At 57.5% G+C, this 14,508-nt stretch carries 13 protein-coding genes; 8 read left to right on the forward strand and 5 right to left on the reverse strand.

Going from position 1 to position 14,508, the window contains the following annotated elements:
- Positions 1-22: 22 nt before the first annotated feature.
- Complete coding sequence (locus AC56DI_RS07135; protein ID WP_496345530.1) at positions 23-2,680, reverse strand: DEAD/DEAH box helicase; 2,658 nt, start codon at positions 2,678-2,680, stop codon at positions 23-25.
- A 371-nt stretch (positions 2,681-3,051) separates the two neighbouring features.
- The gene (locus AC56DI_RS07140) at positions 3,052-3,924 is read right to left on the reverse strand and encodes a helix-turn-helix domain-containing protein (RefSeq protein WP_496345531.1); all 873 of its coding nucleotides are present in this window, start codon (positions 3,922-3,924) and stop codon (positions 3,052-3,054) included.
- A 194-nt stretch (positions 3,925-4,118) separates the two neighbouring features.
- On the opposite strand from AC56DI_RS07140, the gene AC56DI_RS07145 reads away from it, so the two are divergent.
- Both AC56DI_RS07145 and AC56DI_RS07150 read left to right on the forward strand, forming a co-directional pair.
- Entirely contained in the window at positions 4,119-4,505 is a 387-nt protein-coding gene (locus AC56DI_RS07145; RefSeq protein ID WP_496345532.1) for a hypothetical protein, read from the forward strand.
- Between the two features lie 294 nt (positions 4,506-4,799).
- Positions 4,800-5,324 (forward strand): hypothetical protein, encoded by a 525-nt coding sequence (locus AC56DI_RS07150; RefSeq protein WP_496345533.1) that lies wholly within the window; start codon positions 4,800-4,802, stop codon positions 5,322-5,324.
- Between the two features lie 335 nt (positions 5,325-5,659).
- Here AC56DI_RS07150 and AC56DI_RS07155 read toward each other — a convergent pair whose 3' ends face one another.
- A complete protein-coding gene (locus AC56DI_RS07155; protein WP_496345534.1) occupies positions 5,660-5,950 on the reverse strand; it encodes a hypothetical protein in 291 nt (96 codons plus the stop codon).
- Positions 5,951-6,228: 278 nt separating this feature from the next.
- On the opposite strand from AC56DI_RS07155, the gene AC56DI_RS07160 reads away from it, so the two are divergent.
- On the forward strand, positions 6,229-6,711 hold the full coding sequence (locus AC56DI_RS07160) for a L,D-transpeptidase family protein (RefSeq protein WP_496345535.1): 483 nt from the start codon (positions 6,229-6,231) through the stop codon (positions 6,709-6,711).
- 279 nt (positions 6,712-6,990) lie between these two features.
- Here AC56DI_RS07160 and AC56DI_RS07165 read toward each other — a convergent pair whose 3' ends face one another.
- A complete protein-coding gene (locus tag AC56DI_RS07165) occupies positions 6,991-8,034 on the reverse strand; it encodes an IS110 family RNA-guided transposase (RefSeq protein WP_496345536.1) in 1,044 nt (347 codons plus the stop codon).
- Between the two features lie 149 nt (positions 8,035-8,183).
- Here AC56DI_RS07165 and AC56DI_RS07170 point away from each other — a divergent pair, with 149 nt between their 5' ends.
- Positions 8,184-8,651 (forward strand): hypothetical protein, encoded by a 468-nt coding sequence (locus tag AC56DI_RS07170; protein WP_496345537.1) that lies wholly within the window; start codon positions 8,184-8,186, stop codon positions 8,649-8,651.
- 117 nt (positions 8,652-8,768) lie between these two features.
- Positions 8,769-9,287, forward strand: a complete 519-nt coding sequence (locus AC56DI_RS07175) for a hypothetical protein (protein WP_496345538.1) — start codon at positions 8,769-8,771, stop codon at positions 9,285-9,287.
- 651 nt (positions 9,288-9,938) lie between these two features.
- Here AC56DI_RS07175 and AC56DI_RS07180 read toward each other — a convergent pair.
- A complete protein-coding gene (locus tag AC56DI_RS07180) occupies positions 9,939-10,886 on the reverse strand; it encodes an AraC family transcriptional regulator (RefSeq protein ID WP_496345539.1) in 948 nt (315 codons plus the stop codon).
- Between the two features lie 165 nt (positions 10,887-11,051).
- On the opposite strand from AC56DI_RS07180, the gene AC56DI_RS07185 reads away from it, so the two are divergent.
- The 3 genes from AC56DI_RS07185 (at position 11,052) to AC56DI_RS07195 (ending at position 14,453) form a co-directional block, all read left to right on the forward strand.
- Positions 11,052-12,101 (forward strand): NAD(P)-dependent alcohol dehydrogenase, encoded by a 1,050-nt coding sequence (locus tag AC56DI_RS07185; RefSeq protein WP_496345540.1) that lies wholly within the window; start codon positions 11,052-11,054, stop codon positions 12,099-12,101.
- Between the two features lie 39 nt (positions 12,102-12,140).
- Entirely contained in the window at positions 12,141-13,160 is a 1,020-nt protein-coding gene (locus AC56DI_RS07190; protein ID WP_496345541.1) for an alpha/beta hydrolase, read from the forward strand.
- An 84-nt stretch (positions 13,161-13,244) separates the two neighbouring features.
- Positions 13,245-14,453, forward strand: a complete 1,209-nt coding sequence (locus tag AC56DI_RS07195) for an MFS transporter (RefSeq protein ID WP_496345823.1) — start codon at positions 13,245-13,247, stop codon at positions 14,451-14,453.
- Positions 14,454-14,508 lie beyond the last annotated feature (55 nt).

Consider the following 14,508-nt stretch of genomic DNA (forward strand, 5'->3'; position numbering starts at 1 on the left):
GGCCTGTTGAATCGCCCGGCGTTCACTGCCCGCCCAGCGGTGCAAACAAGGCCTGCAATTCCTCTTCGCCGAGCGCTAGCTGGCCCAGCCCTTCGCTGTCCAGCAGGCCGCGGGCGAGGCTGGCCTTGTTCTGCTGCAGTTGCTGAATTTTCTCTTCCAGGCTGCCGCGGGCGATCAGTTTGTAGACGAACACCGGCTTGTCCTGACCGATGCGGTAGGCACGGTCGCTGGCCTGGGCTTCGACTGCCGGATTCCACCAGGGGTCGAAGTGGATCACGGTGTCGGCGGCGGTCAGGTTGAGGCCGGCGCCGCCAGCTTTCAGGCTGATCAGAAACACCGGCACCTGGCCGCTCTGGAACTGTTCTACCGGGGTGCGCCGGTCCTGGGTGCTACCGGTGAGTTTGACGTAGCCGATCTGCCGCGCCTGCAGTTCGGTTTCGATCAGCGCCAGCATCGAAGTGAACTGCGAGAACAGCAGCACCCGGCGGCCAGCGGCGGTCAATTCATCGAGCATTTCCAACAGGCTGCTGAGCTTGCCCGAGTCGCGGCTGTCGAGGTCGCTGGGGGGCTCGTCCAACAAGCGCAGGTCGCAGCAGCACTGACGCAGGCGTAGCAGAGCTTCGAGGATGACGATCTGGCTGCGCGCCAGACCCTGGCGGGCGATCTCGGCGCGGACCTTCTGGTCCATGGCCAGGCGCAGGGTTTCGTAGCGGTCGCGCTGGGCGGCGGTCAGCTCGACCCAGTGGGTGATTTCGGTTTTTGCCGGCAACTCGGTGGCCACTTGCTCTTTGGTGCGGCGCAGCAGGAAGGGCCTGATCCGCCCGTGCAGATGGGTCAGACGCTGGGCGTTGGCCTGCTTCTCGATCGGCGTGCGGTAGTCGCGCTGGAAGCTTTTGCTGTCGCCAAGCCAGCCGGGCATGAGGAAGTTGAACAGCGACCAGAGCTCGCCCAGGTGGTTTTCCAGCGGTGTGCCACTCAGGCACAGGCGCTGCTCGGCCTGGATCTGCGCCAGGGCGAGGGCGGCCTTGCTGCGCGGGTTCTTGATGTTCTGCGCTTCATCGAGAATCAGCAGGTGATAGCGCTGGGCGCTGAGCAGGGCGAGGTCGCGGGGCAGCAGGGCGTAGGTGCTGAGGATCAGATCGTGATTGCCGATCTGGCTGAATAGTGCGCGGCGTTTGCTGCCATGCAGGGCCAGCACACGCAGCTCCGGGGCGAAGCGCGCGGCCTCGTCCTGCCAGTTGGCGATCAGGCTGGTGGGCATCACGATCAGCGCCGGCGCGGTCAGGCGCCCGGCCTGTTTCTCGGCGAGCACATGGGCGAGGGTCTGCACGGTTTTGCCCAGGCCCATGTCATCGGCCAGCACACCGCCAACGCGTAGTTCGCGCAGGGTTTGCATCCAGGCCAGGCCTTCCAACTGATAAGGCCGCAGGGTTGCACGCAGGCCGCTGGGCGCGCTGATAGCTTGTTGCGGCAGCTGTTGCAGGCGACTGGCGAAGTCACGCAGCTGCTCGCCGCCGTGCCAGTGCAGGGCCGGGCCCTGGGCCAGGGTCTGCAGACGCGCGGCATCGGCACGGGGCAAGCGCAAAGGCTCGCTGCCGGCCAGTGGGTCGCGGAAGAACAGCTCGCCGAGAGTCGCCAGCAGCGGCTTCAAACGGGCAAAGGGCAGGCCGACGCGGCGTTTGTCCGGCAGGCTTACCGTCAGCAGGTCGCTGTCCGGGCGCTTGGCCACGGCGTCGCCATTCAGCAGCCAGGGCGTGCGGCGAATCGCCTGCAGCAGAATCGGCAACAGGCTGATGCGCTGGCCGTCTAGCTCAATGCCCAGCTCTAGGTCGAACCAGTCGTGCTCGGGGGCTTCGTCGATCTGCGCGTACCAATCGTCCACCGTTTGCAGGTTGAACTGGAAGTCCGGGCGCACCAGCACCTGCCAGCCGGCGGCGCGCAGCTCGGGCACGCGCTGCTGGTAGAACTGCAGCCAGGCGCCATCGCTGTCCAGCTCGAAGGGTTCGCCGGCTTCGGCTGGCAGCGCCTCGCTCTGGCGCAGCGACACCTGCATCCCGGCGTCTTCCAGACTGCGACGCAGACGTGCTTCGGCTGCGGCATCACGAACGATGCGTAGCGTTAGAGTTGGGCTCTGGCGCACCAGCAGGTCCTTGGCCGGTTTGCCGAAGGTGCGCTGGCCCTGGTACTCGAAGGCCAGGGCGGCGCGGTGCTGGGTCTGTTCGTGCATACGGCCCTTGCGTGCATCGAAGTGCATGCGCACATGGCTGCCGAGGCTGAGTACGGCGGTCGGCTGCAGGCCTTCCAGGCGTTCTTCTACCTGCGGTTCGCTGGCGATTTTGGTCGGTGGCGGAGGCAGCAGAGGCAAGGGCGGCGGCGGTAGGCCGGCTTCCTGCTGGGCCTGCAGGGTGAGCAGGGCGGCGACCACGTGCTTGCAGTTGTAGCGCACCGGGCAGCCGCAATGGCCGTCGATGCGCCAGCCAAACTCCTGGGCCTGCAACTGGATACGCTGTCGGTACACCTGGCCGCTGGTGCCGCGGCAGCTGGCCATCAGGGTTTGCTGGTGGAGGCTGAGCAACTGGCTGCGGCCTTCGGCGGCATAGCGCACGCCACGGTCGAAGTTGCCGCCGCCGATGCTGGCGCGCCAGTCGTCCTGGTGCAACTGCAAGATATCCAGGGTCATCGGGCGTGCCTCGCGGGCGATAGGTCGAATCGAGAAGCCGAATAGACGCAAAGCCGGTGAGTCTGGCACAGCTGGGGGCAGATTGGCAGGTTGTTGAAAAATGTAGGCGAGGCAGCTTAGACAAGGCAAAAACCGGCGAAGACGCGGAGTTTACTGTTGTAAATGAGCCGTCTTAGTCGGTTTTTAACGCCGTATAGGCAACTCAGGCAGTTTTTCAATGGCTATGTACCCGTTAACTGTTGCAGCGCTAGCGTCGCGCCGTAGGAGCGGCGTCAGCCGCGAATTTCGCGGATAAATCCGCTCCTACACAAGCTCAATCGCCCCCTCAACGCATAACGTGTACAGAGCCTTTTCAATGGCCTGCTAGGTGATCAGTGTGCCAATGCCTGGCGATACAGCCCTGGCGTGGCGCCAAAGGCCTGGCGAAAGCGGTTGCTGAAGTGGCTGGCGCTGGCAAAACCACAGCTCAGGGCAATCTCGCCCAAGGCCAGATGGCTGTGCTGCAACAAGTGGGCGGCGCGCTGCAGGCGGCGCGTGAGCACATAGCGATGGGGCGCCAGGCCGACGCTGAGCTGGAACATGCGCGCAAAGTGATAGGGCGACAGCGCCACCCGCTGCGCCAACTCGTCGATGCTCAGTGGTTGGTCGAGGTGTTGCTCTATGTAGTCCAGCAAGTCTTTGCGCTGGTGCGCGGCCAGCCCGCCCTTGACCTGCAAGTCCTGACGGCGGCCGCTGTGGCTGAGCAGGCTGTGATCGAGGATGGCGCAGGCCAGGCTGGAACACAGCAGGCGTTCCGCCGGCTCGTGCCAGTCGAGCTGGCTGAGAGCGCGAAAGCGGGCGGTTTGCAGCGGCTCGTCGATAAAGGTGCGTTCATGCAGCCGGGTTTCGCGCGGCTCGCGGTCGAGCAGGCGCACGGCGCCGAGGGCAAATTGCTCGACATCGAAGTACAGGTGGATAAAACGCAGCTCGCCGTTCACCACCCAGGCCGACTGATGCTCGGCCGGCAAAATGCACAGCTTGTCTGGGGCGCCTTTGTGGCCGGGCTGATCACGGCGGAAGGTGCCCAGGCCACCGTCCAGGTAACAGCCGATGGTGTGATGGCCCGGTGTGCTGTAACCCGTGGCGTCATGGGCGTTGGACCACACCGCCAACGCCATGCCCTCAGCCACCTGCGCGCTACGCTCAAGCGTGGCACGCGAATGGCTGAGGGTATTGAACACCTGGAAGTGGGCAAGCGCGGGCATGGGCGGCTCCTATTGGCGCCAATGCTAACGCGGCAAACGCCGAACGCCACTCGCGCGCGACGAATAAACGCAAGATTGTGCAAGTGCTGGTCGTGCATTCAACTCAAGGAAGTTGTGCGGTTTGTTGATTTTTACCCTCGGCCAGCGCCGCGATTGCAGGCAGAATTAAGGCATCAGACCACAAGGAGTTAGTCATGCGCCGTTTTCTCGTAATGTCCCTGGCGTTGCTGCTGGGGGGCTGTGACCTCAACGAGCCTGCCGACCCTGAAGGCCAGGGCGCCTGGCTGACGCTTGGGCGCAACGGCGTGGCCAGCGCCTTTATCCGCTTCGACAGCGGCGAGACCGAGAAATGGACGGCTCCGTTCACTACCCGCTTTGTCGGCGACGGCCAGTCCCTGGAAATCATCCTCAAGACCGAGCGCTGCGGCGACATGCAGTTCCTTTCGGTACTCGGCAGTGACGAGCTCAAACGCATCAGCAACAGCCCTGCAGCAGGCCGCGCATTGCCGTGCCGGCTCAACAGTGCCGACGCGCCGCGCTGGACGCTGCTGACCAAAGTGGTGAACTCGAAGCAGCAATAGACAGGGCTCTGCGGCCGAACATCAATAAGTAACCTCGGCCACTCGTCGCCAAACGCAATAGACCCACTCAGTGCGAGTGGGGTAGTGTCAGAAGTGAATGTAATCACGCCGTTGATCAAGCAACCGTGGCTTAGCGGTCATGGTGCATAACACCCTCCAGCGGTCATCGCACCGCTACAAAACCCGGCCTAGATAGGGATAGCCGAGAGGACAAGGAATGTTATCCACCACGCCCGTAAAAGCGTTATTACCCCACTTGGGGTCTATTTATAGTTAGGTGCAAAAATTATCTCCATGGACATTGATGAATGCATTTTGCTTGGGGGCTCATTACTTGCAGTACAGAAGTTTGAGTTCGCATTGTACGGAATAATATCTCACCTACCACATTTACCAGAAGCGCAGAAAGAAAAGCGATTCAGAGAGTTAACACCTGAAAAGTTTTTACGCGGAGACCCAGAGGATCTAAAGGCGACACTTGGGCAACTAGAAACAGCCTTTGGAGAAAAACTATTATTAAGCACGACCGAATTAAAGAGCCTTATTAAAGACAGAAATCTAATTGCTCACAATTATTGGAGACTAACAAAATCCAATATCAAGAGCGCCGAAAAACTAGAAAGCCCGCTTGTTTTTTTAAAAACTTTTATAGAGCGTTGTGAGTACTGGACAACCATAATTCGCGGTTTGCTATGGATCTTAATGAAGGCTTCAGCTGAAAAAGAAAATAGAATTTCAGAGGTTAATTTTACCGAGTCACAAGAAATTGAAATTTTGGCCTATTACGCCCATGCGGCCAAGCACCTAACAAGGCGCTGAAGTCGCTCATTTCATTCGCTGGGACGGCGTGCCGCCGCCCCTTAGCTTAATCGTTAGGCCTTATGAACATACGCATCGCGTTTGTCCCCATAGCTTTATCCATTCCAGTGCTAGCCATATCACTTTGGAGGCGGGGTGCTTGCGGCTACGATTGTGGTCTTTTTTCTATCACTGGCAGACCAACAGTTTTTGAAGCCATAATCGTTTGTGCAACATTATTATTAATCACTTATTCAGCTTTAACTTTCATAGCACTAAGGCAGTTTTTCTCCAAAAAGTCCCGTGGCGATGCCTAACTACTGGTTCAAGCCGTTCGCTGCGCTCACTGGGACGGGCTAAAGCCCGCCCCTTAACCAAACGTTAGAGGTTGATGTGAATATCAGCGTCATCCCACGATCCATATTTTCTCTGTCTCTAGCAGTATCGTTATTCTTGATATTTAGCTTTGCAAGCATGTCAATAATTTCAGCAGAACCTAATTTTTTACTCATGGCGGCAGCTTCAATTCTGACCAGCATTGCAATATCGATTTCCTGTTTCAGCAAAGGCTTTCTAAATTCGCGCAACCAAACATCAGTCGCGCACGTTTTATTTGTAATAATTCTTATGTCAGCTGTCTCATACATATGCTTAATTCCACTTTTCGCTTTGTTAGCCTACCTTTTTATCCGAGTAGTGGGCGATCCACATGCGGCCGATGCAGGTATGGCTATATGGGCAATTTCTGTTATCTTTCCGCTTGGTTTTGCAACAACGATTGGAGCGGCCTTAAGCCATAGAACTTTAACAACAATCAGTTCTGCCAGTGTCAACCTCTAACTAGCGGTTCAAATCGTTCGCTTCGCTCTCTGGGACCGCGTACCGCGGCCCCTTAACCTAAACGTTATGTGCTTAAGGTAGCTTCGTGAAAAACCTCATAATCATATTGCTTGCTTTATTTTCAAGCTCTGTTTTTAGCTCGCAGAAAGCTGATTCCGTGCTGGTCGATAAAAGCGAGAAAAAACTATATTTAATCGCCAATGGAAAACCATTCAAATCCTATCATGTTGTATTTGGGGCTAATCCTGCAGGTCATAAACAGCAGGAAGGTGATGAAAGAACACCTGAGGGAAAGTACTTGCTTGACTACAAGAAAGATGACTCTGCGTTTTATAAAGCCATCCACATATCTTATCCAAATCAAAATGATATTGAGAACGCCAAAAAACGTGGGGTGAACCCTGGCGGATTCATCATGATCCACGGTCAACGAAATGGTCTGAGTTGGTTGTCCTTCGCCAGCCAATTTTTCAATTGGACCAATGGCTGCATAGCGGTTACAAATTCCGAAATGGACGAAATTTGGCTGGCTGTTGATGCAGGAACCCCAATTGAAATCGTGCAGTAAGCACATAACAACTGGTATATGGACTCTCCCCACAAGTAGTGAGCAAAGCTTTTCTTTTGCACTTGTCGTCAGCGCGGTTGCATTCGTATATCCGGCCTGTTTTGGGCTTTTCGCCCTGGCCAATCTGTAGTTCGCGCAGCGGGGGCCAAGCGTTCAATCGATCACGCGGATCATGATTGTTATCGGCCTTATTCCGCTGCAGGACTCGCCTGTTCCGACAGTGCTGCTGCTCACCACAACCACAAGAAAACCATCACGCCTTACTGATTACCTCCGCCGTCAGGCGGGCTTTGTGCTCTGCCAATTGCCATTGAAACGCCTCTCATGGCACCACACCGCCCAGCAGATCCTGACCAATTTGTTGGCCAGCGCCACAGCCGCTTTGTTGTGGCCAATACGGGCTGCCGTCTCGACCGCCCAGCGCTGTAACTCGGTCAGTTTCTCCGGCGTGCGTGCTTGGCAGCGCTGCGCCGCTAGCAAGGCCGCTCGCGAACCGTGGATAAAGAGCGTGCGCACATAGATATTGCCCTTGCAGCTGATCCGCCCAAGCCGTCGCCGCTCGCCACTGCTGTATTCGTTCGGGGTCATACCCAGCCAGGCGCTCAGCTGGCGGCCGCTGGCAAAGCGCTCAGGCTTGCCGACAGCCGCTGTCAGGGCGCTGGCCGTCAGCAGGCCAATACCACTGACCTCATCCAACTTGCGCACGACTTCATCGTCGGCGTGCCAACGTTTGAGCTGTTGCTCGCACTCGGCCATACATTGTTCGTACAGGTTGATTTCCGCCAGGACGATATGCAGTTGATGGCGCAAGGGGGCCAGTTCTGGGCGATCAACCAACGCGTGGGCGGCACGGATAAATGCCGCTGTTGATGCCGGGGCTTCGATGCCCGCCTCGCGCAGGATGCCGCGCAGTAAGTTGATGCGCTGGGTGCGAGTTTTCTTCCAGGTCTCGCGCAGGCCGTGCAATTGCTGCAGTAACTGCTGCTCGTGGGGTTTCACCGGGACGGGATAGATATCCTTGCAGCGCGCCGCTTCCAGCATGGCGTCGCAGTCGTTGCGGTCGGTCTTGTTGCGCCGACGATAGGGCCGCACATAGCGTGCATGGATCAGCTTCACCCGATGCCCCAAGGACTGCGCTACGCGCCCCCAGTAGTGGGCCGTACCGCAGGCCTCCATCACCCACTCGACCGGCTCGGCCTGCTCCTGTATATATCGCCTAAATGCCTCTCGGTTCAGCCGCTTGCGCTGCACCACCTGGCCGGAACGGACACTCTCGGCAACTTGGTAAACGGACTTGGCCAGATCAACCGCTATTCGCTTCATCACGACACTCCCAATTTCAGTCACCACCGTTCTCGGTATAGAACTGTGGCGCGGGGAGAGTCCATTACAGCCTTCAAACCGTTCGCTGCGCTCACTGGGACGGGCTAAAGCCCGCCCCTTAACCAAACGTTAGGAATACAAGGAAGTTTATGAGTAAATTTGAAAAGCCAGATCCCGTTAGCGATGCTCGACTAGTAGCAAAAGAAGTTAAAGAGTGGGAGCAGCACCTCAATGAAATCACGGGCCTAATGGGATTTACATTCAGCCTTGCTGCGCTTGGAACTCCTGCCCCACAATTTTGGGGAGTCATTAGCCTTGTATTTGTTTTTCTATTTCACCTAAGCTCCTCTAAAAACAAAATGACAAAATTGCGAAATCTGGAAGAAAAAAAGAACAAAACAGAGTACGACGCATGGGTTATTCGCGAAATTCGAAAAACCATTAAAGTATCAAATACTCCAGTATTTTTACTCGGCTTCATTCTTTTAACCGTGGTGTCATTTGCCCCAGACCTATTTATGCAAAACGAATGGCTGCTAACAAAACTTTACGGAGACTCACCTCACAGTACGGCAAGCGCTGCAGCAGTAAATATATTTACCTATTTATTCAAATAAAAAACAACTGTGCAGTGTATTCCTAACTAGCGGTTCAAGTCGTTCGCTGCGCTCACTGGGGCGGGCTAAAGCCCCCCCCCCCCCCCTTAACCAAACGTTATGCCAAAGAGGCCAACCATGACTGAGGTAGCGTCCATCAATAACTGGATACCCGTAATAGGAACGCTTAGTGGCGCAGCGATAGGCTTGCTTGCTTCTTTTCTGATTGCCTACTTCAATAAATCAAGTGAAGAGTTAAAAGCAAAAAATGATCGTGATAGAGCAAGAATCGAAAAAATTTACGAGCTATTAATAACAGTCAAAAGTGAAAATCTGCACGACTTTGGAAAAATAATAAACTGGGTTCATTACACAGTTCCAGTAGCAAATAAAGAGAACATGGGCATACCGCCCCTAGTCGAATTAGACATGCTTATTAATCTTTACTTCCCCGATCTCAAATCCGACCAGGAAGATCTAATGCTTGCTGTACAAAAATTTGGCGCTTCTTTTCTTGAAGCACGTCAAACTGACTATCGTAAAAAATCAACACCTGAAAAGCAGAGTGATTCCGGCAAGCTTTTTTCAATGAGCGAATCGATAGCCCTAGAAATAAGTAATATGCAAGCACGATTAGCTCAACGGGTTAAAGCATAACAATTGGTTCAAACCGTTCGCTGCGCTCACTGGGACGGGCTAAAGCCCGCCCCTTAACCAAAACGTTAGGCGTTACCAAAATTAGAAATTTATTCTGCTCTATTTTTATAATCATCCTGATGGGTTGCGCGCCATCTCACGGTGTATGGAGTCGTGGCCTTGACGCTATGGTCGGTACAAAATTCTACGATCACATATATCAAGATTGCCACAGTGGCTGTGGTGACTCTTACTGGTCACCATCAAATAAAAATGAAGAATTTGACAAAGTTATTGCTCAGGGAGACGACAAGCGCTACTACATTACATGGGAGAGAGCATGTAAGTACTCCGTTTTAGTTTCCGAATCTGGCATAATTAAGTCTTGGCGATACGAAGCGAATGAAGTTAATAGCTGCTATGTTTATTAATTTGCGATCAACAAGCAGCTATAAAAATTTATCACTAATGGTGCCGTCGCCTAACAAACGTATATGGACTCTCCCCACAAGTAGCGAGCAAAGCTTTTCTTTTGCACTTGTCGTCAGCGCGGTTGCATTCGTATATCCGGCCTGTTTTGGGCTTTTCGCCCTGGCCATTCTGTAGTTCGCGCAGCGGGTGCCTGGCACCTATCAATTCCCGCAGTCTCCTAACGCTGCAGCGCTTGCGCTGCTAAGGCGTCACCCTTGCGGTGGGCGTGTTTTGGTTTCGGCCACGCAGCGTGGTCATGTCGCGTTTGGGGGGCGCGCCAAACAGGCGGCTGTATTCGCGGCTGAACTGCGAGGGGCTTTCGTAGCCGACCTTGAAGGCGGCGCTGGATACGTCCAGGTGTTCGTTGAGCATCAAGCGTTTGGCTTCGTTCAAGCGCAGCCATTTCTGGTATTGCAGCGGGCTCATCGCGGTGAGTTGGCGGAAGTGGTGGTGAAAGGTCGGTGGGCTCATCTGCACGCGGGCGGCGAGTTCTTCGACGCGCAGCGGCAAGGCGTAGTTGAGCTTTAGCCAGTCGATGGCTTTGGCAATCCGATAGCCCTGGCCGTCGACGGCGGTGATCTGGCGCAGCCGCGGCGCCTGGTCGCTCAGCAGTAGTCGGTAGTGAATCTCGCGCTGGATCAAGGGCGCGAGCACGGGGATGGCGTCGGGTTCGGCCAGCAGCGCCAGCAGGCGCTCGAACGACGCCAGCAGTGCGGGTGTCGCGGAGCCAATGCCCACGCTGGTACCCGCCAGTCGCTCACGACTCGGCGGCAGGCCGCCCTGGGCGATCAGCTCGGCCAGCATGCGCAGGTCAAGTTTCAAGGTCAGGCCCAAGCAGGGCTGCTGCGGGCTGGCCACCAGTACCTCGGAGTTGGCTGGCATGTCCAACGAGGTGATCAGAAACCGCGACGTGTCATACGGATAGCCCTCACCGCCGACCCATAAGCGCTTCTCGCCGCGCGCCACCAGCACGATGCACGGCTCAACCATACACACGGCTGGCGGCGAGGGCTGATCGCGGCGAAAGAAGCCGAGGCCGGCAATCGCCGTGGGGAAGTCGCCGGGTTGGGTGACTCGGGCGCCGATGATCTGAGCCAGCGCCTCTTGCGGTGATGGGCTCTGCATTGAGGTGTGGTTGGCTGTCGTCATGTCGGTCTCTACCTCGTGGCCAAACTCTAACGCGGCCGTCTGCGCCTTCCCAGCAAAAGCCTGCAAGCTCATCGGATCAGGCAAGTAATCCAGCGAAATGCCCTACAGAGCCTCTGGGTGTAGTCGGAAAATGTGCCTCTCACTTCATCCAGGAAGGGCTCTCCAATGTTAGTCAACGCTTATGGTGCCTATGCCGGCGACAAACCCCTCGAACCCCTGCAGATTACTCGCCGTGCGCCGGGCGCCCACGATGTGCAGATCGACATTGCCTTCTGCGGTATTTGCCACTCGGACCTGCACCAGGTGCGCGCCGAGTGGGAGGGCACGCAGTTTCCCTGTGTACCGGGCCACGAAATCGTTGGCCGGGTCAGTGCCGTGGGCGCCCATGTGACAGGCTATACGGTCGGTGATCTGGTGGGTGTTGGCTGCATTGTCGACAGTTGCAAGCATTGTGATGATTGCGACAGCGGCCTGGAAAACTACTGCGACGGCATGGTCGGCACCTACAACTTCCCGACCCCGGACGCGCCCGGCTGGACCCAAGGCGGCTACGCGCAAAAGATCGTGGTGCACGAGCGCTACGTGCTGCGCATTCGCCACCCCGAAGCGCAACTCGCCGCTGTCGCGCCGCTGCTGTGCGCCGGTATTACCACCTATTCGCCGTTGCGTCAGTGGCACGCCGGGCCAGGCAAGAAGGTCGGCGTGGTCGGTATCGGTGGCCTGGGGCATATGGGCATCAAGCTGGCCCATGCCATGGGCGCCCATGTGGTGGCCTTCACCACGTCCGAATCCAAACGCGAGGCGGCGAAGCAGCTGGGCGCCGACGAGGTGGTGGTGTCGCGCAATGCCGACGAAATGGCTGCCCATGCCCAGAGTTTCGACTTCATCCTCAACACCGTCGCCGCGCCTCACGATCTGGATGCTTTTCTGGTGCTGCTCAAGCGAGATGGTGCACTGACCCTGGTTGGCGCACCGGCCTCACCGCACCCGTCGCCCAATGTCTTCAACCTGATCATGAAGCGGCGAACCATCGCCGGCTCGATGATCGGTGGCATCCCCGAGACCCAGGAGATGCTGGATTTCTGTGCCGAGCACGGCATCGTCGCTGACATCGAGTTGGTGCGGGCCGAGCAGATCAATGCGTCCTACGAACGCATGCTCAAGGGCGATGTGAAGTATCGCTTCGTCATCGACAACGCCACCCTGGCGGGCTGATTGCGTCAGTCAGCGCCGCGCAACAGAAGGAAATTTCACATGAAAAGTATGTGGCTGGCCTTAGGGCTGCTCATCACCTCGTTTTCCGCCCTGGCCGCCGATCTGTCGAACGGTGCGGACAACTTCTACACCAGCGAGAAGGTGACCGTGGCCAAGGTCGCCTTCAACAACCAATACGGGATGAAGGTGGTCGGCAACCTGTTTACCCCGAAGGGGCTCGACCGCAGCGCTAAGCATGCGGCCATCATCGTCGGCCATCCGATGGGCGCAGTGAAGGAGCAGAGCGCAAACCTGTACGCCACTAAAATGGCAGAGCAGGGCTTTGTTACCCTGTCGCTGGACTTGTCCTTCTGGGGTGAAAGTGCAGGGACGCCACGCAGTGCCGTCTCGCCGGATATTTACGCCGAAGACTTCAGCGCTGCTGTGGATTTTCTCGGCACCCAGGCGTTTGTTGATCGTCAGCGCATCGGGGTGATTGGCATCTGCGGCAGTGGCAGCTTTGCCATCAGTGCAGCCAAGATCGACCCGCGCCTGAAGGCCATCGCCACCCTCAGCATGTACGACATGGGGGCTGCCAACCGCAACGGGCTGAAGCACGCCGTGACGCTGGAGCAGCGCCAGCAGATTCTGCGTGAAGCGGCCGAGCAGCGTTATGCAGAATTCCAGGGCGGTGAAATCCTCCGCACCGGCGGCACTCCGTTGCAACGGACCGGTCACCCCATTGGTGACGAGTTTTACGACTTTTATCGCACCCCGCGGGGCGAGGTCACACCGGCGGGCGCCTCCGCGCAAACCACCACCATGCCGACGCTGACCAGCAACGTGAAGTTCATGAACTTCTATCCGTTCAACGACATCGAAAGCATCTCGCCGCGCCCGCTGCTGTTTATCACGGGCGCTGACGCCCACTCCCGCGAGTTCAGTGAAGATGCCTACAAACGGGCGGCCGAGCCCAAGGAGTTAGTGGTTATTCCGGGGGCTGGTCACGTCGACCTCTACGACCGGGTCAACCTGATCCCGTTCGCCAAATTGACCGTGTTCTTTCAACGGCATCTGTAGTCGCTGATCAGTGCCTGCTTTGGGCCGCGCTTCTGTTGCGGCAGCGATTTGGCTGCCGCGTTGATGCACAGGAATTCTTTATCCATGACCCATACACGTCTCTGTGCTCCACACCTGCGTCAGCCGTCGTGGGGCGCCGTATTTGCCATGTCGCTCGCCGCGTTTGTGCTGGTGGCGTCGGAGTTCATGCCGGTCAGTCTGCTGACGCCTATTGCGACAGACTTTCAGGTCAGCGAAGGCCGGGCGGGGTTGAGCATTTCTGCCTCCGGGCTGTTTGCGTTGTTCACCAGCCTGGTCATTGCCTCGGTAGCGGCCAGAGTTGAACGCAAACGACTGCTCTTGTGCCTGACGCTGCTGATGATCGCGTCCGCTACGGTGACCTCCTTCGCGCCGAACTACGCCTTGTTCATGGTCGGGCGCGCGCTGATCGGCATCGCCATTGGTGGCTTCTGGTCACTTTCGGCGGCAACCGCCATGCAACTGGTGCCCGAGAACCAGGTGCCGCGAGCATTGGCCATCGTCAACGGCGGTAACGCGCTGGCGACAGTAATAGCCGCCCCCTTGGGCAGTTTCCTCGGTGCGCTGATTGGCTGGCGGGGCGCTTTCTTTTGCATCGTGCCAGTCGCTGCAATGGCTGCTGTGTGGTTGCTGTTGAGCCTACCGGTCATGCGTCCGCGAGGTCACGCAGGCAGCGGCACTGTTCTACGGTTATTGACGCGCATGCCAGTGGCGCTGGGCATGCTTGCCGTCAGCGTATTGTTCATGGGCCAGTTCATGCTGTTCACCTACCTGCGCCCGTTTCTGGAAACCGTAACGCAGGTCAGCGCAGCCACGCTTTCGCTCATGTTGCTGGTGTTGGGAGTGGCCGGTTTTGCCGGTACGTTTCTGATTGAGGCCTGCCTCAAAAACAGCCTGTATCGGACGCTGATCGCCATCCCGCTGCTGATGGCCGTAATCGCCCTGGCGCTGGTGGGTTTTGGTAGCTCGGCAGTGACTACCACTGTCTTGCTGGGCGGGTGGGGGCTGGTTGCGACGGCGGCTCCGGTGGGCTGGTGGACATGGCTGGCGCGCACCCTGCCCGACGACGCGGAGGCGGGCGGTGGACTGATGGTGGCGATCATCCAACTGGCGATTGCCGCGGGTGCAACCGCAGGCGGCCTGGTGTTTGATGTGAGTGGCTATCGGGCAACCTTTGAATACAGTGCGGCGCTGCTTGTGCTCGCCGCTGCCCTGGCCTTACTGGCCTCGCATGCCGCCGCGCGAGTGCCGCTAATGTCGGCGAGCACAGGGTAAATCTCTGCGCTAAGAGCTGTGCAAAAACTACCGGCGCTGGCCTGCGCATTGCTTT

This window comes from Pseudomonas sp. BGA-UO-ETr-WB11 (genome assembly GCF_059567785.1).

Coding starts and splice junctions, on each gene's coding strand:
- AC56DI_RS07170 (WP_496345537.1), top strand. CDS start 8,184: ATGAGTAAATTTGAAAAGCCAGATCCCGTTAGCGATGCTCGACTAGTA.
- AC56DI_RS07185 (WP_496345540.1), top strand. CDS start 11,052: ATGTTAGTCAACGCTTATGGTGCCTATGCCGGCGACAAACCCCTCGAA.
- AC56DI_RS07180 (WP_496345539.1), bottom strand. CDS start 10,886: ATGACGACAGCCAACCACACCTCAATGCAGAGCCCATCACCGCAAGAG.
- AC56DI_RS07175 (WP_496345538.1), top strand. CDS start 8,769: ATGACTGAGGTAGCGTCCATCAATAACTGGATACCCGTAATAGGAACG.
- AC56DI_RS07150 (WP_496345533.1), top strand. CDS start 4,800: ATGGACATTGATGAATGCATTTTGCTTGGGGGCTCATTACTTGCAGTA.
- AC56DI_RS07155 (WP_496345534.1), bottom strand. CDS start 5,950: ATGTATGAGACAGCTGACATAAGAATTATTACAAATAAAACGTGCGCG.
- AC56DI_RS07135 (WP_496345530.1), bottom strand. CDS start 2,680: ATGACCCTGGATATCTTGCAGTTGCACCAGGACGACTGGCGCGCCAGC.
- AC56DI_RS07145 (WP_496345532.1), top strand. CDS start 4,119: ATGCGCCGTTTTCTCGTAATGTCCCTGGCGTTGCTGCTGGGGGGCTGT.
- AC56DI_RS07190 (WP_496345541.1), top strand. CDS start 12,141: ATGAAAAGTATGTGGCTGGCCTTAGGGCTGCTCATCACCTCGTTTTCC.
- AC56DI_RS07195 (WP_496345823.1), top strand. CDS start 13,245: ATGACCCATACACGTCTCTGTGCTCCACACCTGCGTCAGCCGTCGTGG.
- AC56DI_RS07140 (WP_496345531.1), bottom strand. CDS start 3,924: ATGCCCGCGCTTGCCCACTTCCAGGTGTTCAATACCCTCAGCCATTCG.
- AC56DI_RS07165 (WP_496345536.1), bottom strand. CDS start 8,034: ATGAAGCGAATAGCGGTTGATCTGGCCAAGTCCGTTTACCAAGTTGCC.